Raw genomic sequence first — 23,944 nt, forward strand, 5'->3', positions numbered from 1 at the left:
GCTATGACACTCCTGAATTTAATTGTTTCTGATTATAAAAAGCATCAAAAATACGGCGCCACTTTTTTGGTAATTGTATTTTTGACCCAAGGTTTTTGGGCTGTTTTTGAGTACCGAATTGCTCATTTTTTTTTCAAACGATTACGAATTCCAGTAATAAGACAAATTTTACTTTTTTTATGCTTGCTTTGGCAAAAAGGAATCGAGATGATAACAGGGATTTCAATACCAGCCTCTGCTTGTATCGGGCATTCATTTTACATTGGACATTTTGGTGGTATCATAATTAATGCAGCTGCACAAATTGGATACAATTGTAATATTGCTCAAGGGGTAACTATTGGAGTCTCGGGATTAGAGGACAAAAGAGGTGTGCCAATTGTTGGGAATTCAGTTTTTATTGGGGCAAATTCAGTAATCGCAGGTAAAATAACTGTAGGGAACAATGCAGTAATTGGTGCTTGTTCATTTGTAAATACTTCTATTGCCGAAAATACTGTTGTTTTGGGAGTTCCCGCGGTGGTAATTTCTCAAAAGGGATCAAAAGGGTATATTTAATGAAACTAGTTGTAATTTCCTCTGCTCCATTTATCTATAAAAAAGGAATCGTTTATGCGTATAGTCCCTATGTTAACGAATTACTTATTTGGCAAAAACACACTGATTCGATAGTGTTTTGTTGCCCTACTTGGCGCAATGATAATGGACTTTTAATAACTGAAGTTCCTTTTAAAATCAAAAAACAGTTTGTTCTTCTTGATTTTAATTTGAAAACTTTGGCGAGTAGTTGTGCTGCTTTTTTTAATTCGTTTTATAATCTCTTTGTCCTATATAAAGTCATGCAACAAGCGGATCACATTCACCTGCGATGTCCTGGGAATATAGGTTTGTTAGCCAGTATGGTACAACTACTATTTCCAGCAACGCCTAAAACGGCAAAATATGCAGGTAATTGGGATCCTAAATCCCAACAGCCTTGGACGTATCGGTTACAAAAATGGCTTATTAGTAATCCGTTTTTAACACGCAACATTCAGGTTCTGGTATATGGAGAATGGGAGGGCAGTAGCAAAAATATCAAACCCTTTTTTACCGCTACGTATACCGAAGCTGATAAAACTCCCGTATTGCCTAGAAATTGGAGCACTACAATTCAGTTTGTTTTTGCAGGTACTTTGGTCAAAGGTAAAAATCCGCTGTACGCCATACAACTAGTGGAAGCATTGCATCAAAAAGGACATGATGTGCAGTTGACACTCTATGGCGAGGGGGTTTTACGGACTATTCTAGAGGAATACGTTGCTGCACAGCAGTTACAAGACGTCGTTCGATTAGCGGGCAATCAAACGAAAGAAACGGTGCAAAAAGCGTATCAAGAAAGCCATTTTGTACTCTTACCTTCTGATAGTGAAGGCTGGCCTAAAGTCATTGCCGAAGGCATGTTTTGGGGCTGTATTCCCCTGTCAACAGCAGTTTCCTGTGTGCCGTATATGTTGGATTACGGGCAAAGAGGGGTGTTGTTGGATAAGAAACTTTTCCATGACAGTCAGCAACTAATAGCGCTATTACAATCTCCAACTCGTTTAGCACTGGTTCAAGAAAGTGCCACCAGCTGGTCTAGAAGGTACACTATGGATGTTTTTGAAACAGAGATTAAAAAAATACTACAACCATGAGGGTTTTACAACTAATAGATTCATTAGCTGCAGGAGGAGCCGAACGAATAGCGGTGAATTATGCCAATGGGTTATCGGAACAAATTAGTTTTTCTGCTTTGGTGGCAACTCGGGACGAAGGGGAGTTAAAAGAGCAGTTACAAGAAGTTGTATCGTATTTGTTTTTGGGTCGTAAAAGCACTTTAGACTTCAATGCTATTTTTAGATTGAAGGCTTTTGTTAAAAGAAATGAAATTACCATAGTTCACGCCCATGGTACGTCTTTTTTTACTGCTTTCTTACTCAAAATAGTGTATCCAAAAATCAATATAATTTGGCATGAGCACTATGGGGCTAGAGTAAAAGAAACCCTTTTGGAGAATTGGATTCTTTTTATTTGTACTCGTTTTTTTAATTCAATTTTGGTAGTTAATTTAGAATTAGAGCAGTGGGTACGGGATACTTTACGATTTAAAAAAGTATTCTTTATCCCGAATTTTGCTGTTGAATGCGATAGTGCTGTCAAGGTTACTTTCTTGCAAGGCGAAGCGGGTAAGCGAATAGTATGTTTAGCCAATTTAAAAAATCCAAAAAATCATTTGGCATTAGTAAACGCTTTTCACGAATTGCAATTGCAGCAGGAAGGGTGGAGTTTGCATTTTGTTGGGAAAATCTACAATGATGCCTATTCCGATGCTATTAAAGCTTACATTGCTACTAATTTATTGCAGGATTGTGTGTTTTTATTAGATGTCCGTAGCGATGTGACGGCAATATTGTCACAAGCGACCATTGGTGTTTTGGCTTCAACTGCCGAGGGTTTTCCAGTTTCGTTATTAGAATATGGTTTGGCAAAGCTGGCAGTAGTCTCGACAAATGTTGGATATTGTTCTGAAATCATTCAAGATGGGGTTACAGGTTTGTTGTTTGATCCAACAGTCCCACTAGATTTGCAACACCAATTGTATAATATAATAGCGGAGTCAAATGAAAACAGAACTAAAATTGGGCTAAATTTGCAGAAAGTTGTTCAAAGTCACTATTCAAAAGAAGCACTATTGCGATTATTGCAAGCTTACTATAAATAAATTTAGCAACTAAAAAATTGTTAACTACTTTTAATTCTTTTTAAAAAAACTATTTTTCAAGGCATACGTTAATACTATAATCACTAATGATAAAAGAAGATTTATCCTATTTGAAATGGGTACTCATACATGTCGCCATTGGTGTTGCAGTTCAGTTTGTACCTTTTATTTCTAAAATTTATGGAATTGGAATGTATCTTTTCTGGATTTTATACATCATCAAAAAACAGAATAAGCATAATGAGGTACTTATTGCTGCTGCCTATATTGTGGGAAGCGAAGTTTTTTTGCGCATGACGCATGGTAACCCATTGTATGAGATCACTAAATATGGGGTCATGGTATTCCTCTTTTTGGGGATGTATTACAGTGGTTTGTCGAAAGGGGCAGTACCGTATTGGGTGTTTTTAATTTTACTAGTACCTAGTGTGGTAATTTCAACTTTTGTGTTGGATTTTGAAACCAATGTAAGGAAGGCTATTATGTTTAATATTTCTGGTCCTTTGTGTTTGGGGTTTGCCTCATTATATACTTTTAGACGCAAAATCTCTTTGGAGCAAATGAATACCATCCTCTTGGCTCTTGGAATGCCAGTCATAAGTTGCATGACGTATATTTTTATTCATGCTCCTAGTACCAAAGAAATTATAACAGGTACCAGTTCTAGTTCAGCGGCATCGGGAGGATTTGGTCCCAATCAAGTAGCCACAATATTGGGACTTGGAATGTTTATTTTTTTTTCCAGGATTGTTTTGTGTTCTAAATCAACTTTGCAAGTAGTCATTAATGCTATTTTAGCACTTCTTATTGGTTATCGTGGCTTGGTTACTTTCTCTAGAGGGGGTATGATAACTGGGGTTTTGATGTTGGGGTTATTGGTGGTGTTTTTGTACCGTAAATCAAATTTTAATGGGCGCATAAAATTAAATTATATTGTAGTACTAATTAGTTTTGTGTTGTTTGCGGGTTGGTCATACACAGCCTTGCAAACTAGTGGCTTGATTAACAAGCGTTATGCCAATCAAGATATTAATGGAAAAGAAAAAGCTAGTAAATTTACAGGTAGAGAGGACATAGCCAATGCTGAAATTGATTTGTTTTTTAAAAATCCTGTTTTTGGTGTTGGTGTTGGGAAAGGTTATGAATTGCGGAAAGCTGAATCTGGAGATGATGTGTTGTCCCATGATGAAATTACTCGTATGTTGGCAGAGCATGGTTCACTTGGGATTTTGGGGTTGATGATTTTGTTTTTTACGCCTTTGTTTTTATACATAGAAAATAAGTTCAACATGTTTTTGTTGTGTTTTGTTGTATTTTGGTTCTTAACCATTAATCATGCTGCTATGCGTACCGCAGCACCATCATTTGTATATGCTTTGTCCTTGCTGAATGTGCAACTGGGTGCGCCTGTAGTTAAGAAAAAGGAGGGTTCTCGATACGATTTATAGGTTTCTAGCTTGTCGCTAGAAAGATATAAATCACTCGAACTGACGGGTTCTCGATACAATTTATACCTTTCTAGCTTGGCGCTAGAAACCTATAAATCACTCGAAATGACGGGTTCTCGATACGATTATTAAGATAAAGGCTCGTGCCTTTATCTTAATAATCACTCGAACTGACGCATTTTCATTACGAGGTTTTGTTGTTAGCAAACGTCAGTTCGAGTGGTTTTCTGTTCTAAAGCGTCCAGTTTTTGAGGAGAAAATTGTACCGAGAACACGGGTGGGTTCTCGATACAATTTATACCTTTCTAGCTTGGCGCTAGAAACCTATAAATTACTCGAACTGACGCATTTTCGTAACTAGGTTTGGTTGTTAGCAAACGTCGCTTCGAGTGTTGATAAAAGAGTCTTTATTATTAACTAACGTCAGTTTGAGTGATTTTCTATTCTATAGCGATAGCGTTAGAATAGAAAATTGTATCGAGAACACCTACGTCAGTTCGAGTGATTTTATTTTTAAAGCGTCTGCTTTAAAAATAAAATTGTATCGAGAACCAATTTGCTTATGAAACAATCCTTTGTTTATATTTTAGAGTGTTCCGATGGTAGCTTTTATAAGGGTGTTACTAGTAATTTAGAGGGCAGAATGATACAGCATCATACAGGCTTTTATCCTACTTGTTACACCGTCAACCGTAGGCCTTTGCAGTTAGTTTTTTATTGTGAATTTACTGACATTACTATTGCTATCGCCAAAGAAAAACAAATAAAAAAATGGTTAAGAGCCAAAAAAAGAGCTTTAATCAATGGAGATTTTGAAAGCTTGATTAATTTGGCGAAAAAGCACTTCAACTAGTTCTCGATACAATTTATACCTTTCTAGCTTGTCGCTAGAAACCTATAAATCACTCGAATTGACGCATTTTCATTACGAGGTTTTGTTGTTAGCAAACGTCAGTTCGAGTGGTTTTCTGTTCTAAAGCGTCCAGTTTTTGAGGAGAAAATTGTACCGAGAACACGGGTGGGTTCTCGATACAATTTATACCTTTCTAGCTTGGCGCTAGAAACCTATAAATCACTCGAAATGACGGGTTCTCGATACGATTATTAAGATAAAGGCTCGTGCCTTTATCTTAATAATCACTCGAACTGACGCATTTTCATTACGAGGTTTTGTTGTTAGCATACTTCGGTTCGAGTGGTTTTCTGTTCTAAAGCTTCCAGCTTTAGAACAGAAAATTGTATCGAGAACCATTAAAAATGCAATTTAAACCCTTATTTTTTTAGAACTTCCCAAAAAGTCACTGAATTTTAGAAAGTTGGATTTTTATTCTTTGCAAAATGACTAAATTGCGCTCGATTTACTTTATAAAACATGGCTATCAAATACAAAATGCATTTTGAAATTTCGGAAAGGAAAGTGATTTTACGCCTTTTCGATGTGCTATTTGTTTTAACGGCACTTTACATCGTTGGCTATTTCTTTGAATTTGATTATTTTACCATTTCGGTGAACAATTTTAACTGGACGATAATTCTGGCGGTTTACCTTAATCTGTTTGGGTCTATTTTTGAAATGTACAATTTACAAGTGGCAAGTAATCAATTCTTGGTGCTGCGAAGTACTATTCTTACTGCTTCTTTAACAGTGTTGGTTTATTTGTTAACGCCTTATTTTTCGCCCACATTGCCCAATAATAGAATTCAAATGCTGGTGTTTTATCTAGCGGTTTTTTTGGCATTGTTTGCTTGGCGAATGTTCTATGTATTGTTTTTGGCTTCCAATCGATTTGTGCAAAATGCCCTTTTAATTTGTGACAAAGAACAAGTAGAAGAGCTTATCTTGGGATTAGAAAATATAGATCCCCATTATAAAATTGTAGCCTATGTCAATTCCGATGAAGCTGCCGGTAATGATTTTGAATATCATTATGTAAAAAACATTCCAATAAACGATATGGTGCGCTACGTTACCGAGAATCATATTTCTGAAATCGTAATTGCCTCTCAAAAACCCGAAGGAATTACCGTAGATTTATACCACCATTTGCTGTATTTATTAGAATCGGGAAATATTATTCGCGAATACACCCAAGTCTACGAAAACAAAACGCAACGCATTCCTGTACAGTATATAGCTAGAGATTTTTATCGGTTTTTCCCATTTAGCAGAAGCAACAACAACCATTTGTATTTGATAGTGGTACGTGCCTTTGAGATTGCTTTTTCTTTGACAGGATTAGCAATTGGGGTAGTGTTATTGCCTTTGATTTTGATAGGTAATGCGATTGGTAATAGAGGAAAATTATTTTATACGCAAGAACGAGTGGGTAAGGATGCCAAAGTCTTCTCTATTCTAAAACTGCGCACCATGATCAAAAACGCCGAGTCAAATGGTGCCGTTTTTACTACAACGAATGATGTGAGAATTACACCCTTTGGTACTTTTTTACGCAAAACCCGATTGGATGAAATTCCGCAATTTGTCAATATTTTAAAAGGCGAAATGGCTGTTGTTGGGCCACGTCCAGAGCGTCCTGTTTTTGTAGATGAAATTGCTGCTATGATGCCTTTTTATGAAACGCGTCATGTTGTAAAACCAGGTTTAACAGGTTGGGCGCAAGTCAATTATTCCTATGGTGAGACTATTGAAGACAGTTTGATCAAACTGCAATACGACCTGTATTACATCAAGCACCGCAGCATTTATTTGGATTTGAATATTGCTTTCAAAACCATTACTACCGTTTTATTTTATAGAGGACAATAAGTTGTATTGGTTTCTCTTTCATACTATTGTCTTTTTTTCCATTTGGGTTACTCCTTTTTTCGGTTTTGTTGTAGCAATCGAAAGAGCAATAGGCTGCTGTTAAGTACTAATGGAATCACAATAAACAAATGGGCTTTATTGACTAGAATAAGTACATAAATGCCTAGCGATAATAGGTTGAACACCGCCAAGTTGGTTACCCATTTGGTGTTTTTGCTACATGTAAAATAAAGCAATGCCAGCAAAGTGGGGTTAAACAAGAGGATGTTGTAATTGTATTCGAGTTCCAAATGATTGGAATATACCCCCATAAACAGAAAAAAGAGGCCTAACAGTCCCATCAAAATCAGGTAGATGACATCGATTTTTTTATTTCGTACTCCGGCAATCAGCAACAAAATGAGGCAATAACTAAAGGCATTATTCCACCACGAAAAAGGAATTTCTTTGGGGTAGGACAAAATAGTTTGAACGGGTTTGCTTATTTTTTGGTTGGCATAACGGGTGGTTTTTAGGTTTTCTAACAATTCAAACGGTAAGAAAAGGGTTGTGGCTTGCGCATCTACTTTTTTGCCAAAAATGATACTGGTTCCTAGTTGTTCATAAAAATGATGGTCAAAATAAGGATACAATATCGCTCTGTAAGTTGAAGTGGTGGTCGCTTTTTTGGTAATCATACTGCCTCCTAGAGTGGTGTTCAGGAGATCAATAACCATCGAAGTACAATTTTTATCAATAAATTTATAGGTATAATACCGTTCGTCTGATTGTAAAGTGGCATTGAGTTTGTCAAAAAGCTTTTGTTTCATAGCAACGGATATGTTGAGTTCTTGCTCGTAAACACTGCGTTTTTCGTATTGGTATTCCTTGATAAAATCCGAAAACGGATAGGCTACCATAAAATACTGTAAATCGCCTTTGGCAAATTTGGCCACAAAATTGGGCGTGCTAAAATCGAAAGCACCATAGTTATATGCTACATCAATAGCGTTGTAGGGATCACTAATGTGAATGGCGGTATGCCCAAATAGCGAGTAGGATTCGTTTCCTGTGCCACAAGTGACGACGCTAATTTTGGCATCCTTGGACAGCAATAGGTTTTGACTAAAGCTAGTCATACCAATCAAAAGGAACGTTATTATAAATGGGGTGTGTAGGTGTAGAATTCGTTTCATACGTGTTTTTTATACTATAATAACAATCTAAACGCAGTCAAAAGTCATTAGCGTTTTAATTTCTAAACATCCCTAAATCGACTTTAACCGAAAAAATATTGGAATACAGCGACGCACTTTGGTTGCCCAAATCGGTTAGTGCATAGTCAATTTGAATGCCTTTGTACTTGAATCCCAAACCAATATTAGGTTGAAATCCTACTTTTTGGGTGCTGTCTAATTGTTCCACTTTTTGAAAATTTCCCACACCAGCTCTCAAAAAAACGAGGTCAGTATAGCCAAATTCAAGTCCCAAAGCAGGATCAATACTAACAGCTTTACTGGAAATAATGTCATTGGTTCGTGTGAAACGCATGTTCATATTGGCTGCTGCCAAAAGACTGTAATCGTAGTGGAATAGGAATTTCTTGGAGAGTCCTAGTTGTGCTTTTGGAGCGGTAATTTCGGTGCTTTCGGGTAAGTCTTGGTTTTGACCTGGAATGGCATTGGCAATTTTTTTATAGGCTACTTCGTCGATATTCCAAATGTTATAGGTAGTGGTGATATCCCGAACCATTAATCCAAATTGCCAGTTGTCTCTTTCGAATTGCAGAGCAACGTCAAAACCAAATCCCCAAGAATTGGCAAAATCGCCAATGGTACGCCGAATCACTTTGGCATTGACCCCGTATTGAAAGCCTGGTACAGGTAATTTTCGAGCGTATGAAAACGTAAAACCATAATCGGCAGTAGAGAACAGGCTGATTCTATTGTAGTCAATGTTGCCCTGACTGTCAATTAAATCGGTGGTATTCAAGATATCGTCTACCCCAAAACGGATTAACGAAATCCCCCAAGCGCTCCGGTCGTCTATGGGTTTGGCGTAAGCAATGTAATCATATTGCGCAATATTGGCAAAATAATTAGCGTGCATAACAGCTACTTGATGGTCTTCGAGATGGGTTAAACCCGCTGGATTCCAATAGCCCGCATTGACATCAGTAGTCGAGGCAACTACGGCATTGGCCATGCCCAGTGCTGCTGCATCGACGCCAATATTCATAAACTCATTCGAGTATTTACGAACGGTTTGACCAAAATGGCTTTGGCTGACCAAAAGCAATAGGAGTGCTAGAATTTTTTTCAATACTACTTATTTTTACTGCAAAGACACAGTTTTTAATGATTTTTTTACTGCTATAAACCTTTTTGATCCTTTCATAAAAGGATTTTGTTGGGCTTACCCAATGGAGGCTTTCTTTTTTTGTCAAAAATATAATTTTTTACGGAGCTTATTCGGTCATTGTTAGTTAAATAATGCGAATCCCGAAATAGCCTGCAAAATCTCTATAGAAAACGCACTTCTCTTGAAGTTATTATACTAAATTTGTCTCTTATTAATTGACTTAAAAATGACTATAAAAAAACACATCCCAAATGGGATTACCCTGTTGAATCTTTTGTGTGGTTGTATTGCGTTGACTTTTGTGGTAAAAGAACAATTTGAAATCGCTTTTTATTTGGTTTGTCTGGGTATTTTTTTAGATTTTTTTGATGGTTTTTTTGCCAGATTATTCAAAGTTTCTAGTCCTTTGGGACTTCAATTGGACTCCTTGGCGGATATGGTCACCAGTGGTATAGTCCCTGGTTTGGTGATGTATTATATGATGTTGAGTTCTTTTGGCACTACAAATACTGCGGGCTTTGGTCAAGCGCATCTCTTGTCATTATTAGGTTTTGTAATCACTTTGGGATCGTGTTATCGTCTAGCTAATTTTAATATAGACACACGTCAAACCGATTCTTTTATAGGTTTACCCACACCAGCTAACGCTCTTTTTGTTTTAAGTTTGCCGTTAGTCTTGCATTATTCGGATTCGATTATTGTTCTTGAAATCTTGACCAATTATTGGGTTTTGTTGTTGATTGCGGTGGCAAGTGCGGTTGTTTTGAATGCCGAAATTCCGTTATTTTCTTTAAAAATAAAAAAATTGAGTTGGAAAGATAATACCTTTCAAATTGGTTTTCTATCCTTTTCGGTGTTGCTATTGGTTTTCTTTCAGTTTTTAGGAATTCCGCTAGTAATTATAACCTATGTGCTCTTGTCGTTACTGCACAACCGCTACTTTAAAGCGTAGTTTCTTTTTTTTAATGAAAAGAAAAGGCTCCAGACAATCCGTCACTTATTCTAGAAAGACAACCAAAAAGAAAACGGGTTCGGGCAGCTGGTTTCAGTATTTGGGGATTTTTGTAGTTGGGGTATTGTTGTTAGGAATTGGCTATCATTACCGTACAGGTTTTGCGTATTATTTGGGTTTTAAATCCCATAAAACAGAGGGAAGTACCGTATTCTCGGAAGTTCGAAATCTTAAAATTTTAGAATTGCACGAAGGTAAATCCATTGGTATTGATGTGTCCGAGTACCAAGGAACAATTCGCTGGTCGTATGTGGATACCATTGAAAAAAAATACCCACTGGATTTTGTTTTCATCCGTGCCACGGTGGGCAAAGACCGGCTGGATCATTGTTTCGAGAAAAATTGGAAAGGTGCCAAAGCCAATAAAATGATTCGGGGGGCATACCATTATTATCGTCCCAACGAAAATTCATTGGAACAAGCGACACTTTTTATCAAAACCGTTACCTTACAAAAGGGCGATTTACCTCCCGTTTTGGACATCGAAAAGCTTCCTAAAAACCAATCGATGACCAATTTGAAACTCGGATTGAAACGATGGTTGAAAATTGTAGAATTGCATTATGGCGTAAAGCCAATACTCTACACCTCCGAAAAATATTACGATGATTTCTTGAAAGCCGAGTTTGGGGAGTATCTTTTTTGGATTGCGAATTACAATTTTTACCGAGAAACCATTCAAGACGATTGGTTGTTTTGGCAGTTTACCGAGAAAGCCAAAATACCCGGAATACAAGGCAATGTAGACGTCACGATTTACAACGGCGATCTGGCACAATTGCAGTTTATTACTGTCGAGGATTATACTAATTAGTTTTTTGTATTGACAATCTGTGGTAAACTTATTTATAAGCGGTTGTTTTAGAGCCGTTTTGCAGTCAAATCCTAAACTTTTTAATCTGTGAAAATCTGTGAAATCTGTGGCAAAATAAGGGAGTAACGCTTCTGTCAAAGACTGAACGCTTACTTTGAATTCGGGGCTCTTTTTTTCTTTTTTCAAAAGCGTTAGCTTGGAGCCGTTTCGTAAAAACGCAATTAGTCAATTTTTTTTGGTAGTATTGCACTTTAGTACTTTTTTTTAAAATAACACTTTTTTTAATGCAAGACAACAGCAACACGAAACCTATTAATTCGGTTCAACACGTACTTTTTGGTAGTTTGATAGGCACCACAATCGAGTTTTTTGATTTTTATATTTATGCCAATGCTGCGGTTTTGGTTTTTCCACAACTATTTTTTCCGGGTGCCGATGCTACTACCTCCATACTTCAATCGCTTGCTACTTTCTCGATAGCTTTTTTTGCGCGTCCTATTGGTTCGGCTGTTTTTGGTCATTTTGGGGACAAAGTGGGACGCAAAACCACCTTGGTAGTGGCGTTGTTGACTATGGGAATTTCAACAGTTGCCATTGGGTTATTGCCGACTTATGCGAGTATTGGGATGGTGGCACCGCTCTTATTGATGGTGTGTCGTTTTGGTCAAGGATTAGGACTTGGTGGCGAATGGGGAGGTGCTGTATTGCTGGCCATAGAGAACGCCCCTCCCGGAAAACGGGCTTGGTACGGCATGTTTCCGCAATTGGGTGCGCCTATTGGTTTGTTGCTTTCAGGAGGAACTTTCTTGCTGTTGAGTGATACGTTAACTAACGAACAGTTTTTTGATTTTGGCTGGAGAATTCCGTTTATTGCCAGTTCCCTCTTGGTAGGAGTTGGGTTTTATATCCGATTAAAAATCACCGAAACCCCTTCGTTTGTCAACGCAATCGAAACCAAAAAAGAGGTTAAAATCCCAATGCTCACCCTTTTAAAATCCTATAAACGAGAACTTGTTTTTGGTACATTGGCAGCGGTAGCCACCTTTGTAACGTTTTATTTAATGACTGTTTTTAATTTGAGTTGGGCAACGACTAAATTGGGATTTGCACGACGTGATTTTTTAATCATCCAGCTTTTTGCCATTTTGTTTTTTGTGATTGGCATACCGCTTTCGGCACTTTTGGCAGATCGTTTTGGTCGCCGATGTGTGTTGCTGCTCATCACTGGTGCTATTGCCGTTTTTGGATTCACGTTTTCGTTCTTTATGGATTCAGGAAATACGACTTTGATAACTGTTTTTAGTTGTTTAGGAATGGGGCTCATGGGACTCACTTATGGGCCATTAGGAACTTTTTTATCGGAGTTATTCCCTACCGAGGTGCGGTATTCAGGCGTTTCGGTAACGTTTAATATGGCAGGAATTATAGGTGCTGCTTTTGCTCCTATGATTGCCATTTGGTTGGCGAGTGATTATGGTATTGGGGCAGTTGGGTATTATTTGGCTGTTGCTGCTTTGATTAGTTTTGTTTCGCTTTTGGTAATTTCTAGAAAAACACATCAGTTTTAAAAAACTTTTATGATGCATAAAAAAAGGTCTTCTGAAAAATTTTGAAAGACTTTTTTGGTTTTAAAATATTGAGTTGTTATCTATATACTTCTGTGTGACTTCCTATGTTTGGTCTTCTTGTAGTTTGCTATACTTCTGGATTCACACAATTTGGGTAGCCGCTATTTTTCTGTCCGTGTACAAAACAACCTCTTTTATAACTAATTTTTGAATGGCAGAAATTAAGATTTCCATTAATTTGTAATTTGGTTGTTTGTTTTTCACGGGTAGTGAAACTTTTTCAGTTTGTATTTTTCTATTACTAATACTATCTCCCCAAGAATATTTACGCCCTAAACTTTTGTTAATGCAAGTTGCAAGATATAATTGGTTTAATTTATTTTTTTCATCCTCTTTTCTTAAGTTTAAAATTAAATTATGACTATCATTTGAATAAAAATCATTTTCTTGGTATGTAACAACAAAAGTTTTACCACCTATAAATACACAATTACCCTTATCTAAATACTTTTCATCATACGAAATGTAAGAACTAATAGCATTGTTTTCTGTACTTGCACACAAATAAGGTATTTCTCCACTATTTTCAATAATATCTCTTGATAAAATATTTTTGGTGTTTTTAACATCAAATATGTCTAAAACATTAAATTCATCAAATTTCTCATTATCAAAATTTTTCAAAACCTCCTGTTCTTCGGATGTTAAAGTATAATCTTTTAACCTATTGATTGATAAATAGGTTTCTAGTTTAGCTAAACGTTCGTTTTCTAGTTGAGAAATAAAGGTATCCATAAAATCAAAATCTATATTTCCGTTTCTTTTTGGAAGTTGAATTTTTTTAGATTTAATTTTTTCCCAACCTGCTTTATTTGACCAATCGTAATTGCCTAAAATTGTTTTTGAAATAGAACTAGTTAAATACAAATAGTGATTTTCTGTAAGTAAATTATTTGTATATATCCAGTTAATAGCATAGGCATCTTGTAAAACAGTAAATTCTTTATTTTGATAAAATGTAGCACCTGTATTTGCACCGTTTGCAGAAATTGAAATTACATTTTTTAATATAGTTGTATTTTCCTTTGGTACAAAATTATTCAAACCTTGATTTTGAATTCCAGCTGTCAAAGCAGGTAAAATGAACTCTTTTGTTGGTTCACTGGGTAAATCAGTTGTTTTGAATTTTAAATATTTAACTTTGATTTTTTCAAACAAATCCTCAATTTTATACTCTCCCCACTCAACTTTTTCTAATTTTTTGTTAAGTAGGGAATCTACTTTCCCACACTTTCGTCTTTAATATTTTGTTGTTTTAGGATAGTTGAAACTTCCCAAGCCAAATAATCGCTAACGGTTTTTTTGAAATCTTGCAATGTGGGCTTTTCATCTTGTGGCGCAGATTGGTTCCAATCGGCTCCGTTTTTTGGGTCTATTGTTGCTTCGTGGTATTCCTTATTTGTATAAATATTGAGTTTGCTTTTTCCCAAACGCACCAAGTTTACCAACTCTTCATAGCGTTGTTTGGCTTGGTTGGTATCTTTTAAGTTATTGCTTGTTTTTTTGCGGTTGGTTCGTGTGTAACCATCAGAAGAAAAATCGATAAATTTTACCATTTCTTCTTTGTGGTGCTTTTCGTTTACTTTGAAAACATATATATTGGTTTGAACACTTGCTTTGCCTATAAATATATCAACAGGCATTTTGATACTTGCCAAAAGGGTGTGTTTTTCTAAAATTCTTTTGGTGTACTCTTTGGCTCTTCCTGAACCTGCGGAGTTTTGAATGATAATAGCGGCGTAGCCTTTATTCATCATATCTAACGCTTTTTCGACAAAGTTCATTCCGTTTCCGTTGGCAGAATAGGGCGGATTGAGTATAAAAGCATCGGCTGGAAACTTGCTGTTTGTTTTGCCAAAACCATAATTTCCGTCGAAATCTAATAAGGAATCTTTGTTTAGAATGTTTGAACTTCCGTCGCCCATTAAAATCATATTTAGAATGGCTAACATATACACGCTTGAAAGCAACTCTAAACCCAATAATTGTTCGGCTTTTATTTTGATTTCTTTTTGGGTTAATTCTTCTGGTGAAGTAATGGTATTTTTTGCATCGTTCAGCATTTCGTTCATTGCCGAAACTAATAAACCAGCCGAACCTGTGGCAAAATCCCAAACGTATGAATCTTTGTTTACACGAGCCAATTTTACCAAAAGATTGGAAACATAAGAGGGCGTGAGTACCACATCATTTAGTTTGTCTTGACTAAAACCTAACCAGCCGTACATTTCGTTAAAAAGTTTTCCTGTAAAATCGGTTGTTAAACCAATCTTGTAATATATACCTAAATCGTCGACGATTTTTGTAAATACTCTTTTTAGTTGGCTTTCGCCTTCTACAATTTTATTTATATTTTCTGTTGTTAACGTATTTTGTAAGGTGCGAAGAATTAGATTTTTCTTTTCTTCGGGAATTTCTTTAGCATCGAGAAAGGCTTTAATTTTTCTTACTATAATATCGCCATCGGTATTGCCAATTTCTATAGAAGATTTGAAATCGGTTTTTTCGAGTGGTGCAACTTTGCCTGGAATTCCGAGTGTCGCAATAATTGAAGCGGCAACGAGATAAACACGATCGTTTTCGCCTAATCCTTTTTCGTTGTCGTAAATATCGTGATTGAGTTTTCGTAAACTGGCATCAATTTCTTTTTCGCGTTGTTCTTTTAGTTTGTCAATTTCTTCTTGTGATAATTGTAATGTTTTTACTTTTTCAATGAAAGCATCGAAATTTTTGGGTGCTAAAAAAGAAAAATCGGAGAATTCGCCCACTTTTTGCCCAACGCCAAAATTGTTTTTCGAAACAAAATAGACACCAATTTGATGTTTAATATTTCCCGCCTCGTCTTTATGACCTGTCATTCCGATTGCAATAATGTCTGTATAACTGGTGTGATGCAATACGGCATTGGCATAATGCACCGCTCCGTTTACAGCAAAGGAGTTGATGTTTTTTAGATTCGGTTCGTTTTTGGCAGTTTTGTTTTCAACTTGATGGTTTGCATCAAGTTTTATTAAACTGTTTTTGTAACCCTTGTACTCAATAAGTATAGGATAGAAGTTTAAATTTTTGTCTTGCAATAGTATTTTTGCATCTACACGATTTCCGCCAACACCACCATTTTTGGAATAGTAGTCAGAAAGTGCTTTGTCAATTTCAGAATTTACAGATTCTTGCTCTAATTTATAAGGTAACTTATAGTTTTTTAGCCATCCGTTGGCTAAATCTGCAATATTTGGTTCTACTGATTGTGACATTTGTTTTATTTTACAGATTTTTTTCAAATGTAAAAATAAAATCGGTTGTAAACAATCGATTGAATACAATCGGTTAAAAACAATCTCGACATCATAATTTTATATTATGAAAAGGATAAGAAAAACAGAAATTCCACAAGCTGTTATTGAACTGGGTAATAGGATAAAAGATATTATTAAAGAGAAAAATCTTATGCCTAAAAACGTGGCATACGATGCAGGATTAGATGTTGAAAATTTGAGGAAATATATTAAGGGAATTCAAGAAATGAAGATTACTACTATGCTGAAAATTGCATCAGCTCTTGAAGTAGAACCATCCGAACTAATCAAGGATTTAAAAATCGATTTTGAAAAATAACGAATGTAATTATTTAGTAGAAACAAAGTTTTCTTTGTATTTTGTAATCTATTAAGTGCCCTACTATTCTTTAGCATTACTGTTGCACAATAAAAAAATAATATAAATCCAGACTTCCTCTGGGTTTTTATTTTCAATAATTTTTCTCGTTGTTATTTTAAAATCTTTAAAACAAGCGTAATTATCCCTTATTTTTGCATAAAACAATCGCACTTTTGAAACCAAAACTATTCCTCATCACGCCCCCGTTTACCCAACTCAATACGCCGTATCCAGCAACCGCTTACATCAAAGGGTTTCTCAATACGATAAACATCGAATCGGTTCAAGCGGATTTGGGTATTGAAGTGATTTTGAAATTGTTTTCGAAAGAAGGCATGCAACGTTTGTTTGCAATTCGCAACACCAAATCGTTAACACCTAACGCCCAACGCATTCTAGCTCTTCAAGACGAATACATTAAAACCATCGATTCGGTTATTGCATTTCTGCAAGGCAAAAACCCCACTTTGGCGCTTCAAATATGTCAGGAAGATTTCCTGCCGGAGGCTTCGCGATTTGTACAACTCGAAGAATTGGATTGGACTTTTGGAACGATGGGAACGCAGGATAAAGCCAAACATCTGGCCACGTTGTACCTCGAAGACATCTCTGATTTTATTGTAGAATGTGTTGATTCTAATTTTGGTTTTAGTCGGTATGCAGAGCGTTTGGGGCGTTCTGCCAATTCGTTTGATGAATTGTATGCCGCTTTGCAGCAAGAACCAACGTATATTGATGGGGTTTTACTTTCGATTTTAAAACAAAAAATAGAAACCATTCAGCCTACGATGTTCTTAATTTCGGTGCCGTTTCCAGGCAATTTATATGCGGCTTTTCGCTCGGCACAATGGGTCAAAAAGCACTATCCTAGCATCAAAATTTCGATGGGTGGTGGTTTCCCAAATACCGAATTGCGGTCGCTATCCGATCCTCGAGTCTTTGAGTTTTTTGATTATATCACCTTGGACGATGGCGAATTGCCAATCGAACTGTTATGCAATTTGATTTCTAATCCCCCTCCTTTGGAGGGGTTAGGGGAGGTTAAACGAACTTTTCTTCTTGAAAACGGAAAAGTAGTGTACAAAAACAATTCCACTCGAAGCGACTACAAACAATCGCAAGTCGGTACGCCGGATTATTCAGATTTGCTTTTGGATAACTATATTTCGGTAATCGAAATCGTGAATCCCATGCACCGCATGTGGAGCGACGGTCGCTGGAACAAACTCACGATGGCGCACGGTTGTTACTGGGGAAAATGCACGTTTTGCGATATTTCGTTGGATTATATAAAGGTCTACGAACCTGTTGCTGCCAAACTTATTGTAGATCGAATCGAGGAGTTGTCTCAAAGTACGGGACAAAACGGCTTCCATTTTGTAGACGAAGCCGCGCCGCCTGCCCTCATGCGGGAAGTGGCACTAGAAATCCTGCGACGCAAACTCGCCGTAACTTGGTGGACGAACATCCGGTTCGAAAAAAGTTTTACCCAAGATTTGTGTTTGTTGCTAAAAGCTTCGGGTTGTATAGCCGTTTCAGGAGGTCTCGAAGTAGCATCTGACCGATTGTTGCAACTGATTGACAAAGGCGTTACAGTCGAACAAGTGGCTCGAGTTACTCGCAATTTTACGCAAGCGGGTGTCATGGTACACGCCTATTTGATGTACGGATATCCCACACAAACGATTCAAGAAACGGTTGATAGTCTGGAAATGGTACGTCAATTATTTGAAGCGGGGGTATTGCAATCGGGATTTTGGCATCAGTTTGCCATGACGGCACACAGTCCGGTTGGAATGTACCCAGAGAAATTTGGTGTAGTAAAAGAAACCAAAACCGTTGGAACTTTCGCCAATAACGATATTAATTATGTCGACAAAACTGGAATCGACCATAATAAATTCAGTTTTGGATTAAAGAAATCACTTTTCAATTTTATGCACGGCATTTGTTTGGACTACGAATTGCAAGATTGGTTTGAATTCAAAATTCCAAAGACAAAAATACTTCCTGATTTTATTGCCAATGCTTTAGAAGAAGCCAATCCGTTTGCGATAAAACCCACCGCAAAAATCGTTTGGCTAGGAGGAAATCCAGCTGTTGCCCATTTTACCAAATCCAAAAAAGGAAATTCTTGGGAAATGATGACATTGACTTTTCACGATAAAAAAGAAAGCTTTACCATTCAAACCAATAAAGAAGAGGGCGAATGGCTGGTAGCACTACTCCAAAAAACGGCCATAAAAACAGGGAATAAAGGCATTACTTTTCAAGAAATAAAAGCGGATTTCGAAACTCATTTTGAAGATTTCGAATTGTTTTGGTATGCTAAACCAGTGCATACTTTACGAGAATTTGGATTGTTGGTGTTGTAACTTTTGTTTTAATTTTGAGTTACCCTAATACCGAGAATCGCTTTCTAAATTACAAGTATTCATTTTATTCTAGTATTTAAGGTTTTTTTTTGTTTTGTCACCAATAAAACGCTCCTTTTATAAACAGCAACGCAATACACTATGGCTTGGTGTTTTTTTATTATCATTTGACATTTTAGTATCTTTTATCCAAAAGTAAAAAGCGTAATTTTGTTTTTATATTTAATTTTTTGATGCTAATAAATTATGAATTTTAAAAATAAATGCAATTTAATTGTACTATTGTTATTTTCGATGGGAATGGTTGGTCAACAACAAGACCCCAAGAACACTCTTTTTACATACGCAGGACGTGTCGAAAAAGGAACCGACAATAAAGTCATTCTCATTGGGTCGGCCTCATCGGTTTCGTTTGATTTTACTGGAAAATCGGCTGTGATTTGGTTGCAAAGTGTGGATTCTTGGGAACATCAAAACTATGTTTCTCTAGAACTGGACGGCAAGTATATGGGAAAAATCCGAATTGAAAAAGGCGAAAAACAAGCGGTTCCTATTGCAACAACTACCAATCAAAAAACACACCGCCTTACTGTTTACAAAGCGACCGAAGCTACTAACGGAGGCGTTTTATTTGCTGGAACAACCGCAAAACTAGTTCCCTGCAAAACGCCTACAAACAAAAAGAGAATAGAATTCATAGGCGATTCTATCACCTGCGGTTTTGGCAACGATACGGCTGCGATTCCTTGTGGCACGGGCGATTGGTATGATCAACACAATGCGTATTGGGCATATGGCCCCATACTTTCTAGAGCTTTGAATGTGGATTATGTGTTGAGTTCGGTATCCGGATATGGCATGTACCGCAACTGGAATGACGAGCACCTTGACGAAGCGATTATCCCAGATGTGTACGAAAATTTATACCTCAATAAAGACCAATCCAAACCCTATGATTTTGCTTTTCAACCTGATTTGGTGAGCATTTGTTTGGGAACAAACGACCTCTCGGAAGGAGATCATAAAAAACCGAGATTGCCTTTTAACGAAGAAAAATACGTTTCAAATTACATTGCTTTTATCAAAACGGTTTACAAACACGCTCCCAATACTCGAATTGTCGTGCTGAATAGCCCCATGGTTTCTGGCGATAGGAATGTGATTTTGGTCAATTGTTTGCAAAAAGTACTACTCGCTTTTGAAAACGATAGCCAACATAAAAAAATTGCTTTATTTGAATTCCAACCCATGAAACCCAACGGTTGTGGTTCGCATCCCGATATAGCCGATGATAAAATCATGGCGGCAGAAATGAATTCTTTCTTTAAAAAAATACTCGATGAAAAATAGCATCATTACTTTCTTTTTTGTACTACTATTAGCGAATACTGCTTTCGCAAATGTGACGCTGCCAAACGTGTTTTCGGATAATATGGTCTTGCAACGCAATAGTGAAGTGACTCTGTGGGGCTGGGCAAATCCGCAGGAAGAAGTCGTAATTACCTCAAGTTGGAATCACGAAACCTACAAAATTAAAGCCAGCAATCAAGCCCAATGGGAAATTAAAATTCCAACTCCAAAGGAAGGCGGCCCTTACACGATTGTCATAAAAGGCTACAACGAAATCGTGTTGAAAAATATTTTGATTGGCGAAGTGTGGGTTTGTTCGGGACAATCGAATATGGAAATGAACGCCAGTTGGGGAATCGAGAACGGTGACGAAGAGGTAAAAAATGCTGCAAATCCCAACATCCGTTTTTTTACAGTTCCCAAATTGACAGCTACAACTCCACAAAATAATCTGTCAGGAACATGGACGGAATGCACGCCAGAAACAATGAAATATTTTAGTGCGGTGGGCTACTTTTTTGCCAAAAGACTGCAGGAAGACTTGAAAAATGTTCCTATCGGATTGATTTCGTCCAATTGGGGCGGTACACCAGCGGAGATTTGGATGCCCGAAGAAGTGATTCAAAACAATGCCGTTTTATTGGCATCGGCCAAAACTCGAAAGGAAGAAACCTATGGGCCAAACCAGCCTGGACGTGCTTTTAATGCTATGATTTATCCTTTGACAGGATTCAAAATTGCAGGTGTATTGTGGTATCAAGGCGAATCGAATGTGGGTTCCACGGTTTATGACCAAACACTTTCGGCTTTAATTGCTTCATGGAGGCAATTGTGGAAAACTGATTTTCCGTTTTATTTCGTTCAAATTGCTCCGTATAAATATGGCGAAGATCATTTTGGTGGCGCAATAATCCGAGATGCACAACGAAAAGTGTTGCAAGAAGTGCCTAATACTGGAATGGTTGTAATCAGTGATGTTTCGACGGTTGAAGATATTCATCCTAAAGACAAGAAATCAGTGGGAACTCGATTGGCGAATTTGGCTTTGGCCAAGACCTATAAAACCAATACTAATGTGGTAAACGGGCCTCTTTTTTCGGCTTTAAAAATTGAAAAAAACAAAGCAATTGTTACTTTCGATTTTGCCGATGGTTTGTATTTTGCCAACAAAAAAACAAATCAATTTGAGGTTGCTGGAGCCGATAATGTATTTTATGAAGCAACCGCTTTTATCAAAAAAAACACCGTTATTTTACAATCGGACAAAGTAAAACTACCTCTTAAAGTTCGTTTCGCTTGGAGGAATACCGCGCAATCGCAACTTTTTAATAAAGCGAATTTGCCAGCTTCGTCCTTTATAACCGAATGATTTTTATTTTCTTGCGCCATTTGGAAAGCTATTTAGGATTGGAAAATCTAAAAAAAATCGCCTAACTTGTAGGGTTATAAAAACCATTCGAAAAATAAAAAATAAACTATGAAAAACAAACAATTAATTACGATAGGGCTTTTTGCTTTATTTACCAGTACCACTATGATTGCACAAAACAAATCCTATTTAGACAAAACAAAACCAACAGAAGAACGCATCGATTTGCTAATGAAGCAAATGACTTTAGAAGAAAAAGTGGGGCAAATGAACCAATACAATGGTTTTTGGGAAGTAACAGGACCAGCACCAAAAGGCGGCAATGCCGAGTTAAAATACAAGCATTTGCGTGACGGTTGGGTGGGGTCTATGTTATCCGTTCGAGGCGTGAAGGAAGTGCGATCCGTACAGAAAATTGCCGTTGAGGAAACGCGATTGGGAATTCCGTTAATCATAGGTTTTGATGTCATTCATGGCTACAAAACCTTGAGTCCAATTCCGCTGGCAGAAGCTGCAAGTTGGGATATGGAAGCCATAAAAAAATCAGCTCAAGTGGCTGCAGACGAAGCTTCGGCAGTTGGAATCAACTGGACTTTTGGTCCTAATGTTGACGTTGCCAATGATGCCCGTTGGGGACGAGTGATGGAAGGAGCTGGCGAAGATCCTTATCTAGGAAGTAAAATCGCTACAGCAAGAGTAACTGGTTTTCAGGGAGATACAAAAGCTGACTTGCTTAAAGTGAACACGATTGCGGCTTGTGCCAAACATTTTGCCGCCTATGGCCTAGCCGAAGCAGGATTGGAATACAATACGGTCGATATTAGTAATTCTAAATTGTATAATACTGTCTTGCCTCCGTTCAAAGCCGCAGTTGATGCAGGTATTCGTACGTTTATGAACTCGTTCAATATCTTGAATGGTGTTCCTGCTACTGGAAATAGCTTTTTGCAAAGAGAGATTCTAAAAGGAAAATGGAAATTTGACGGTTTTGTGGTTTCGGATTGGGCTTCGGTTCGGGAAATGATTCCGCACGGATTTGCCAAAGATGGTGCCGAAGCAACGCAAAAAGCCGTAACTGCTGGTTCCGATATGGATATGGAATCGTATTTATACGTAGCCGAATTGGCAAAATTAGTTAAAGAAGGAAAGGTAAAAGAAGCTATGGTGGATGATGCTGTGCGTAGAATTTTACGTGTGAAATTTGAACTAGGATTATTTGACGATCCATACAAATATTGCGACGAAGCTAGAGAAAAATCGGAAGTGGGTAGCAAGGCCAATAATGATGGGGTTTTGGACATGGCCAAAAAATCAATTGTTTTGCTTAAAAACGCCCCCTCTCCTTTTGGGAGGGCTGGGGAGGGGTTGTTGCCCTTAAAAAAATCGGGTCAAAAAATTGCTTTAATTGGTGCTTTGGCCAATGATAAAAACAGCCCTTTGGGAAGCTGGAGAATCGCATCGGATGACAACACCGCCGTTTCGGTTCTGGAAGGCATGCAACAGTACAAAGACAACCAATTGACGTATGAAAAAGGTGCCGATTTAACCGTTGGGAAAACAGCTTTTATCGACGAATTGGTTTTTAATACCACCGACAAAAGCGGGTTTGATGCCGCCCAAAAAGTAGCTGCTAGCGCTGATGTAGTCGTTATGGTGTTAGGGGAACATGGTTTTCAAACGGGTGAAGGACGCAGTAGAACAAGCCTTGATTTACCGGGTGTTCAACAAGAATTATTGGAAGCAATTTATAAAGTAAACCCTAATATTGTTTTGGTTTTAAACAATGGTAGACCACTTGCTTTGCCTTGGGCTGCGGAACATATTCCAGCCATTGTTGAGGCTTGGCAACTAGGAACGCAAACCGGAAATGCGGTGGCGCAAGTGCTATATGGCGATTATAATCCGAGTGGAAAATTGCCCATGTCTTTTCCAAGAAACGTAGGGCAATGTCCTATTTATTACAATCATTATAGTACTGGAAGACCTGTAAATGCTGAAAAAAATGTATTTTGGTCGCATTATACTGATGTAGAAAAAACACCACAATTTCCGTTTGGTTTTGGATTGAGTTATACCACTTTTGAGTATAAAAATTGTAAAGTAAATAAATCCGCTTTCGCAAAAGGGGAGTCGGTGAAAATTTCGGTTGATGTGACTAATACGGGTAATTATGACGGAAAAGAAGTGGCGCAATTGTACATTCAAGACGTAGCCGCAAGTTTAGCCAGACCCGTGAAAGAATTGAAAGGTTTTGAATTAATCAATTTGAAAAAAGGCGAAACCAAAACAGTTTCCTTTACATTAACGGACAAAGAACTTGGTTTCTTTGACAACGATGGCAAGTATCTGGTAGAACCTGGAACTTTCAAAATTATGGTTGGAGGAAGCTCTGACAAAGGATTGGAAAGTAGCTTTGAGTTGCAATAAAAACCTAAAAAAAT

The 23,944-nt window shown here is 37.3% G+C and carries 19 protein-coding genes and 1 pseudogene; 15 read left to right on the forward strand and 5 right to left on the reverse strand.

Features of this window, described 5'->3' with window-relative positions; all coding sequences use genetic code 11:
* Nucleotides 1-3 precede the first annotated feature (3 nt).
* From FNW21_RS03975 to FNW21_RS04000, 7 genes are all read left to right on the forward strand, one after another.
* Nucleotides 4-558 (forward strand): serine O-acetyltransferase, encoded by a 555-nt coding sequence (locus FNW21_RS03975; protein ID WP_144255451.1) that lies wholly within the window; start codon nt 4-6, stop codon nt 556-558.
* Nucleotides 558-1,676: a glycosyltransferase family 4 protein gene (locus tag FNW21_RS03980; RefSeq protein ID WP_144255452.1), complete on the forward strand. Its 1,119-nt coding sequence runs from the start codon at nt 558-560 to the stop codon at nt 1,674-1,676. Before FNW21_RS03975 ends, FNW21_RS03980 begins: the two co-directional genes overlap by 1 nt.
* Complete coding sequence (locus FNW21_RS03985) at nt 1,673-2,743, forward strand: glycosyltransferase (RefSeq protein WP_144255453.1); 1,071 nt, start codon at nt 1,673-1,675, stop codon at nt 2,741-2,743. The genes FNW21_RS03980 and FNW21_RS03985 overlap by 4 nt, the downstream gene beginning before the upstream one ends.
* Nucleotides 2,744-2,829: 86 nt before the next feature.
* A complete protein-coding gene (locus tag FNW21_RS03990; protein ID WP_144255454.1) occupies nt 2,830-4,191 on the forward strand; it encodes an O-antigen ligase family protein in 1,362 nt (453 codons plus the stop codon).
* 9 nt (nt 4,192-4,200) lie between these two features.
* The gene (locus tag FNW21_RS16650) at nt 4,201-4,323 is read left to right on the forward strand and encodes a hypothetical protein (protein WP_262710609.1); all 123 of its coding nucleotides are present in this window, start codon (nt 4,201-4,203) and stop codon (nt 4,321-4,323) included.
* 430 nt (nt 4,324-4,753) lie between these two features.
* Nucleotides 4,754-5,044 (forward strand): GIY-YIG nuclease family protein, encoded by a 291-nt coding sequence (locus tag FNW21_RS03995; protein ID WP_144255455.1) that lies wholly within the window; start codon nt 4,754-4,756, stop codon nt 5,042-5,044.
* A 519-nt stretch (nt 5,045-5,563) separates the two neighbouring features.
* A complete protein-coding gene (locus FNW21_RS04000) occupies nt 5,564-6,958 on the forward strand; it encodes an exopolysaccharide biosynthesis polyprenyl glycosylphosphotransferase (protein ID WP_144255456.1) in 1,395 nt (464 codons plus the stop codon).
* Nucleotides 6,959-7,005: 47 nt separating this feature from the next.
* Here FNW21_RS04000 and FNW21_RS04005 read toward each other — a convergent pair whose 3' ends face one another.
* Together FNW21_RS04005 and FNW21_RS04010 are read right to left on the reverse strand one after the other, a co-directional pair.
* The gene (locus FNW21_RS04005) at nt 7,006-8,133 is read right to left on the reverse strand and encodes an Lnb N-terminal periplasmic domain-containing protein (RefSeq protein WP_144255457.1); all 1,128 of its coding nucleotides are present in this window, start codon (nt 8,131-8,133) and stop codon (nt 7,006-7,008) included.
* A gap of 55 nt (nt 8,134-8,188) precedes the next feature.
* Nucleotides 8,189-9,259: a putative type IX sorting system protein PorV2 gene (locus tag FNW21_RS04010; RefSeq protein ID WP_449404245.1), complete on the reverse strand. Its 1,071-nt coding sequence runs from the start codon at nt 9,257-9,259 to the stop codon at nt 8,189-8,191.
* A 265-nt stretch (nt 9,260-9,524) separates the two neighbouring features.
* Here FNW21_RS04010 and FNW21_RS04015 point away from each other — a divergent pair, with 265 nt between their 5' ends.
* The 3 genes from FNW21_RS04015 to FNW21_RS04025 all read left to right on the forward strand — a co-directional run bounded on the left by FNW21_RS04015 (nt 9,525) and on the right by FNW21_RS04025 (nt 12,692).
* On the forward strand, nt 9,525-10,250 hold the full coding sequence (locus tag FNW21_RS04015; RefSeq protein ID WP_144255458.1) for a CDP-alcohol phosphatidyltransferase family protein: 726 nt from the start codon (nt 9,525-9,527) through the stop codon (nt 10,248-10,250).
* Between the two features lie 13 nt (nt 10,251-10,263).
* Entirely contained in the window at nt 10,264-11,124 is an 861-nt protein-coding gene (locus FNW21_RS04020) for a glycoside hydrolase family 25 protein (RefSeq protein ID WP_144255459.1), read from the forward strand.
* A gap of 284 nt (nt 11,125-11,408) precedes the next feature.
* Nucleotides 11,409-12,692, forward strand: coding sequence for an MFS transporter (locus FNW21_RS04025; protein ID WP_144255460.1), 1,284 nt, complete (start codon nt 11,409-11,411; stop codon nt 12,690-12,692).
* A gap of 141 nt (nt 12,693-12,833) precedes the next feature.
* Here the strand turns inward: FNW21_RS04025 and FNW21_RS16655 are convergent, their stop codons facing one another.
* From FNW21_RS16655 to FNW21_RS04035, 3 genes and pseudogenes are all read right to left on the reverse strand, one after another.
* Entirely contained in the window at nt 12,834-13,376 is a 543-nt protein-coding gene (locus FNW21_RS16655) for a restriction endonuclease subunit S (protein ID WP_262710611.1), read from the reverse strand.
* Nucleotides 13,377-13,448: 72 nt separating this feature from the next.
* A pseudogene (locus FNW21_RS16660) lies at nt 13,449-13,928 on the reverse strand (restriction endonuclease subunit S); the annotation flags it as partial.
* 41 nt (nt 13,929-13,969) lie between these two features.
* Nucleotides 13,970-16,006, reverse strand: coding sequence for an HsdM family class I SAM-dependent methyltransferase (locus tag FNW21_RS04035; RefSeq protein WP_144255462.1), 2,037 nt, complete (start codon nt 16,004-16,006; stop codon nt 13,970-13,972).
* Between the two features lie 106 nt (nt 16,007-16,112).
* Between FNW21_RS04035 and FNW21_RS04040 the strand changes: the two genes are divergently transcribed.
* The 5 genes from FNW21_RS04040 to bglX all read left to right on the forward strand — a co-directional run bounded on the left by FNW21_RS04040 (nt 16,113) and on the right by bglX (nt 23,930).
* Entirely contained in the window at nt 16,113-16,367 is a 255-nt protein-coding gene (locus FNW21_RS04040) for a helix-turn-helix domain-containing protein (protein ID WP_144255463.1), read from the forward strand.
* A 215-nt stretch (nt 16,368-16,582) separates the two neighbouring features.
* Entirely contained in the window at nt 16,583-18,784 is a 2,202-nt protein-coding gene (locus FNW21_RS04045) for a B12-binding domain-containing radical SAM protein (RefSeq protein ID WP_144255464.1), read from the forward strand.
* 246 nt (nt 18,785-19,030) lie between these two features.
* Nucleotides 19,031-20,134: an SGNH/GDSL hydrolase family protein gene (locus tag FNW21_RS04050; protein WP_144255465.1), complete on the forward strand. Its 1,104-nt coding sequence runs from the start codon at nt 19,031-19,033 to the stop codon at nt 20,132-20,134.
* A complete protein-coding gene (locus FNW21_RS04055) occupies nt 20,124-21,503 on the forward strand; it encodes a sialate O-acetylesterase (protein ID WP_144255466.1) in 1,380 nt (459 codons plus the stop codon). Before FNW21_RS04050 ends, FNW21_RS04055 begins: the two co-directional genes overlap by 11 nt.
* A gap of 108 nt (nt 21,504-21,611) precedes the next feature.
* Complete coding sequence (gene bglX, locus FNW21_RS04060) at nt 21,612-23,930, forward strand: beta-glucosidase BglX (RefSeq protein WP_144255467.1); 2,319 nt, start codon at nt 21,612-21,614, stop codon at nt 23,928-23,930.
* Nucleotides 23,931-23,944: the final 14 nt, after the last annotated feature.

The sequence above is a fragment of the Flavobacterium restrictum genome (assembly GCF_007097245.1).
GTDB classification, from domain to species: Bacteria; Bacteroidota; Bacteroidia; order Flavobacteriales; family Flavobacteriaceae; genus Flavobacterium; species Flavobacterium restrictum.

Excerpts from the sequence above, each read along its gene's own strand:
- bglX (WP_144255467.1), top strand. The coding sequence starts at position 21,612 with ATGAAAAACAAACAATTAATTACGATAGGGCTTTTTGCTTTATTTACC.
- FNW21_RS04000 (WP_144255456.1), top strand. The coding sequence starts at position 5,564 with ATGGCTATCAAATACAAAATGCATTTTGAAATTTCGGAAAGGAAAGTG.
- FNW21_RS04040 (WP_144255463.1), top strand. The coding sequence starts at position 16,113 with ATGAAAAGGATAAGAAAAACAGAAATTCCACAAGCTGTTATTGAACTG.
- FNW21_RS03990 (WP_144255454.1), top strand. The coding sequence starts at position 2,830 with ATGATAAAAGAAGATTTATCCTATTTGAAATGGGTACTCATACATGTC.
- FNW21_RS03995 (WP_144255455.1), top strand. The coding sequence starts at position 4,754 with ATGAAACAATCCTTTGTTTATATTTTAGAGTGTTCCGATGGTAGCTTT.
- FNW21_RS04020 (WP_144255459.1), top strand. The coding sequence starts at position 10,264 with ATGAAAAGAAAAGGCTCCAGACAATCCGTCACTTATTCTAGAAAGACA.
- FNW21_RS03980 (WP_144255452.1), top strand. The coding sequence starts at position 558 with ATGAAACTAGTTGTAATTTCCTCTGCTCCATTTATCTATAAAAAAGGA.
- FNW21_RS04055 (WP_144255466.1), top strand. The coding sequence starts at position 20,124 with ATGAAAAATAGCATCATTACTTTCTTTTTTGTACTACTATTAGCGAAT.
- FNW21_RS04050 (WP_144255465.1), top strand. The coding sequence starts at position 19,031 with ATGAATTTTAAAAATAAATGCAATTTAATTGTACTATTGTTATTTTCG.
- FNW21_RS04035 (WP_144255462.1), bottom strand. The coding sequence starts at position 16,006 with ATGTCACAATCAGTAGAACCAAATATTGCAGATTTAGCCAACGGATGG.
- FNW21_RS03975 (WP_144255451.1), top strand. The coding sequence starts at position 4 with ATGACACTCCTGAATTTAATTGTTTCTGATTATAAAAAGCATCAAAAA.
- FNW21_RS04005 (WP_144255457.1), bottom strand. The coding sequence starts at position 8,133 with ATGAAACGAATTCTACACCTACACACCCCATTTATAATAACGTTCCTT.
- FNW21_RS03985 (WP_144255453.1), top strand. The coding sequence starts at position 1,673 with ATGAGGGTTTTACAACTAATAGATTCATTAGCTGCAGGAGGAGCCGAA.
- FNW21_RS04025 (WP_144255460.1), top strand. The coding sequence starts at position 11,409 with ATGCAAGACAACAGCAACACGAAACCTATTAATTCGGTTCAACACGTA.
- FNW21_RS04015 (WP_144255458.1), top strand. The coding sequence starts at position 9,525 with ATGACTATAAAAAAACACATCCCAAATGGGATTACCCTGTTGAATCTT.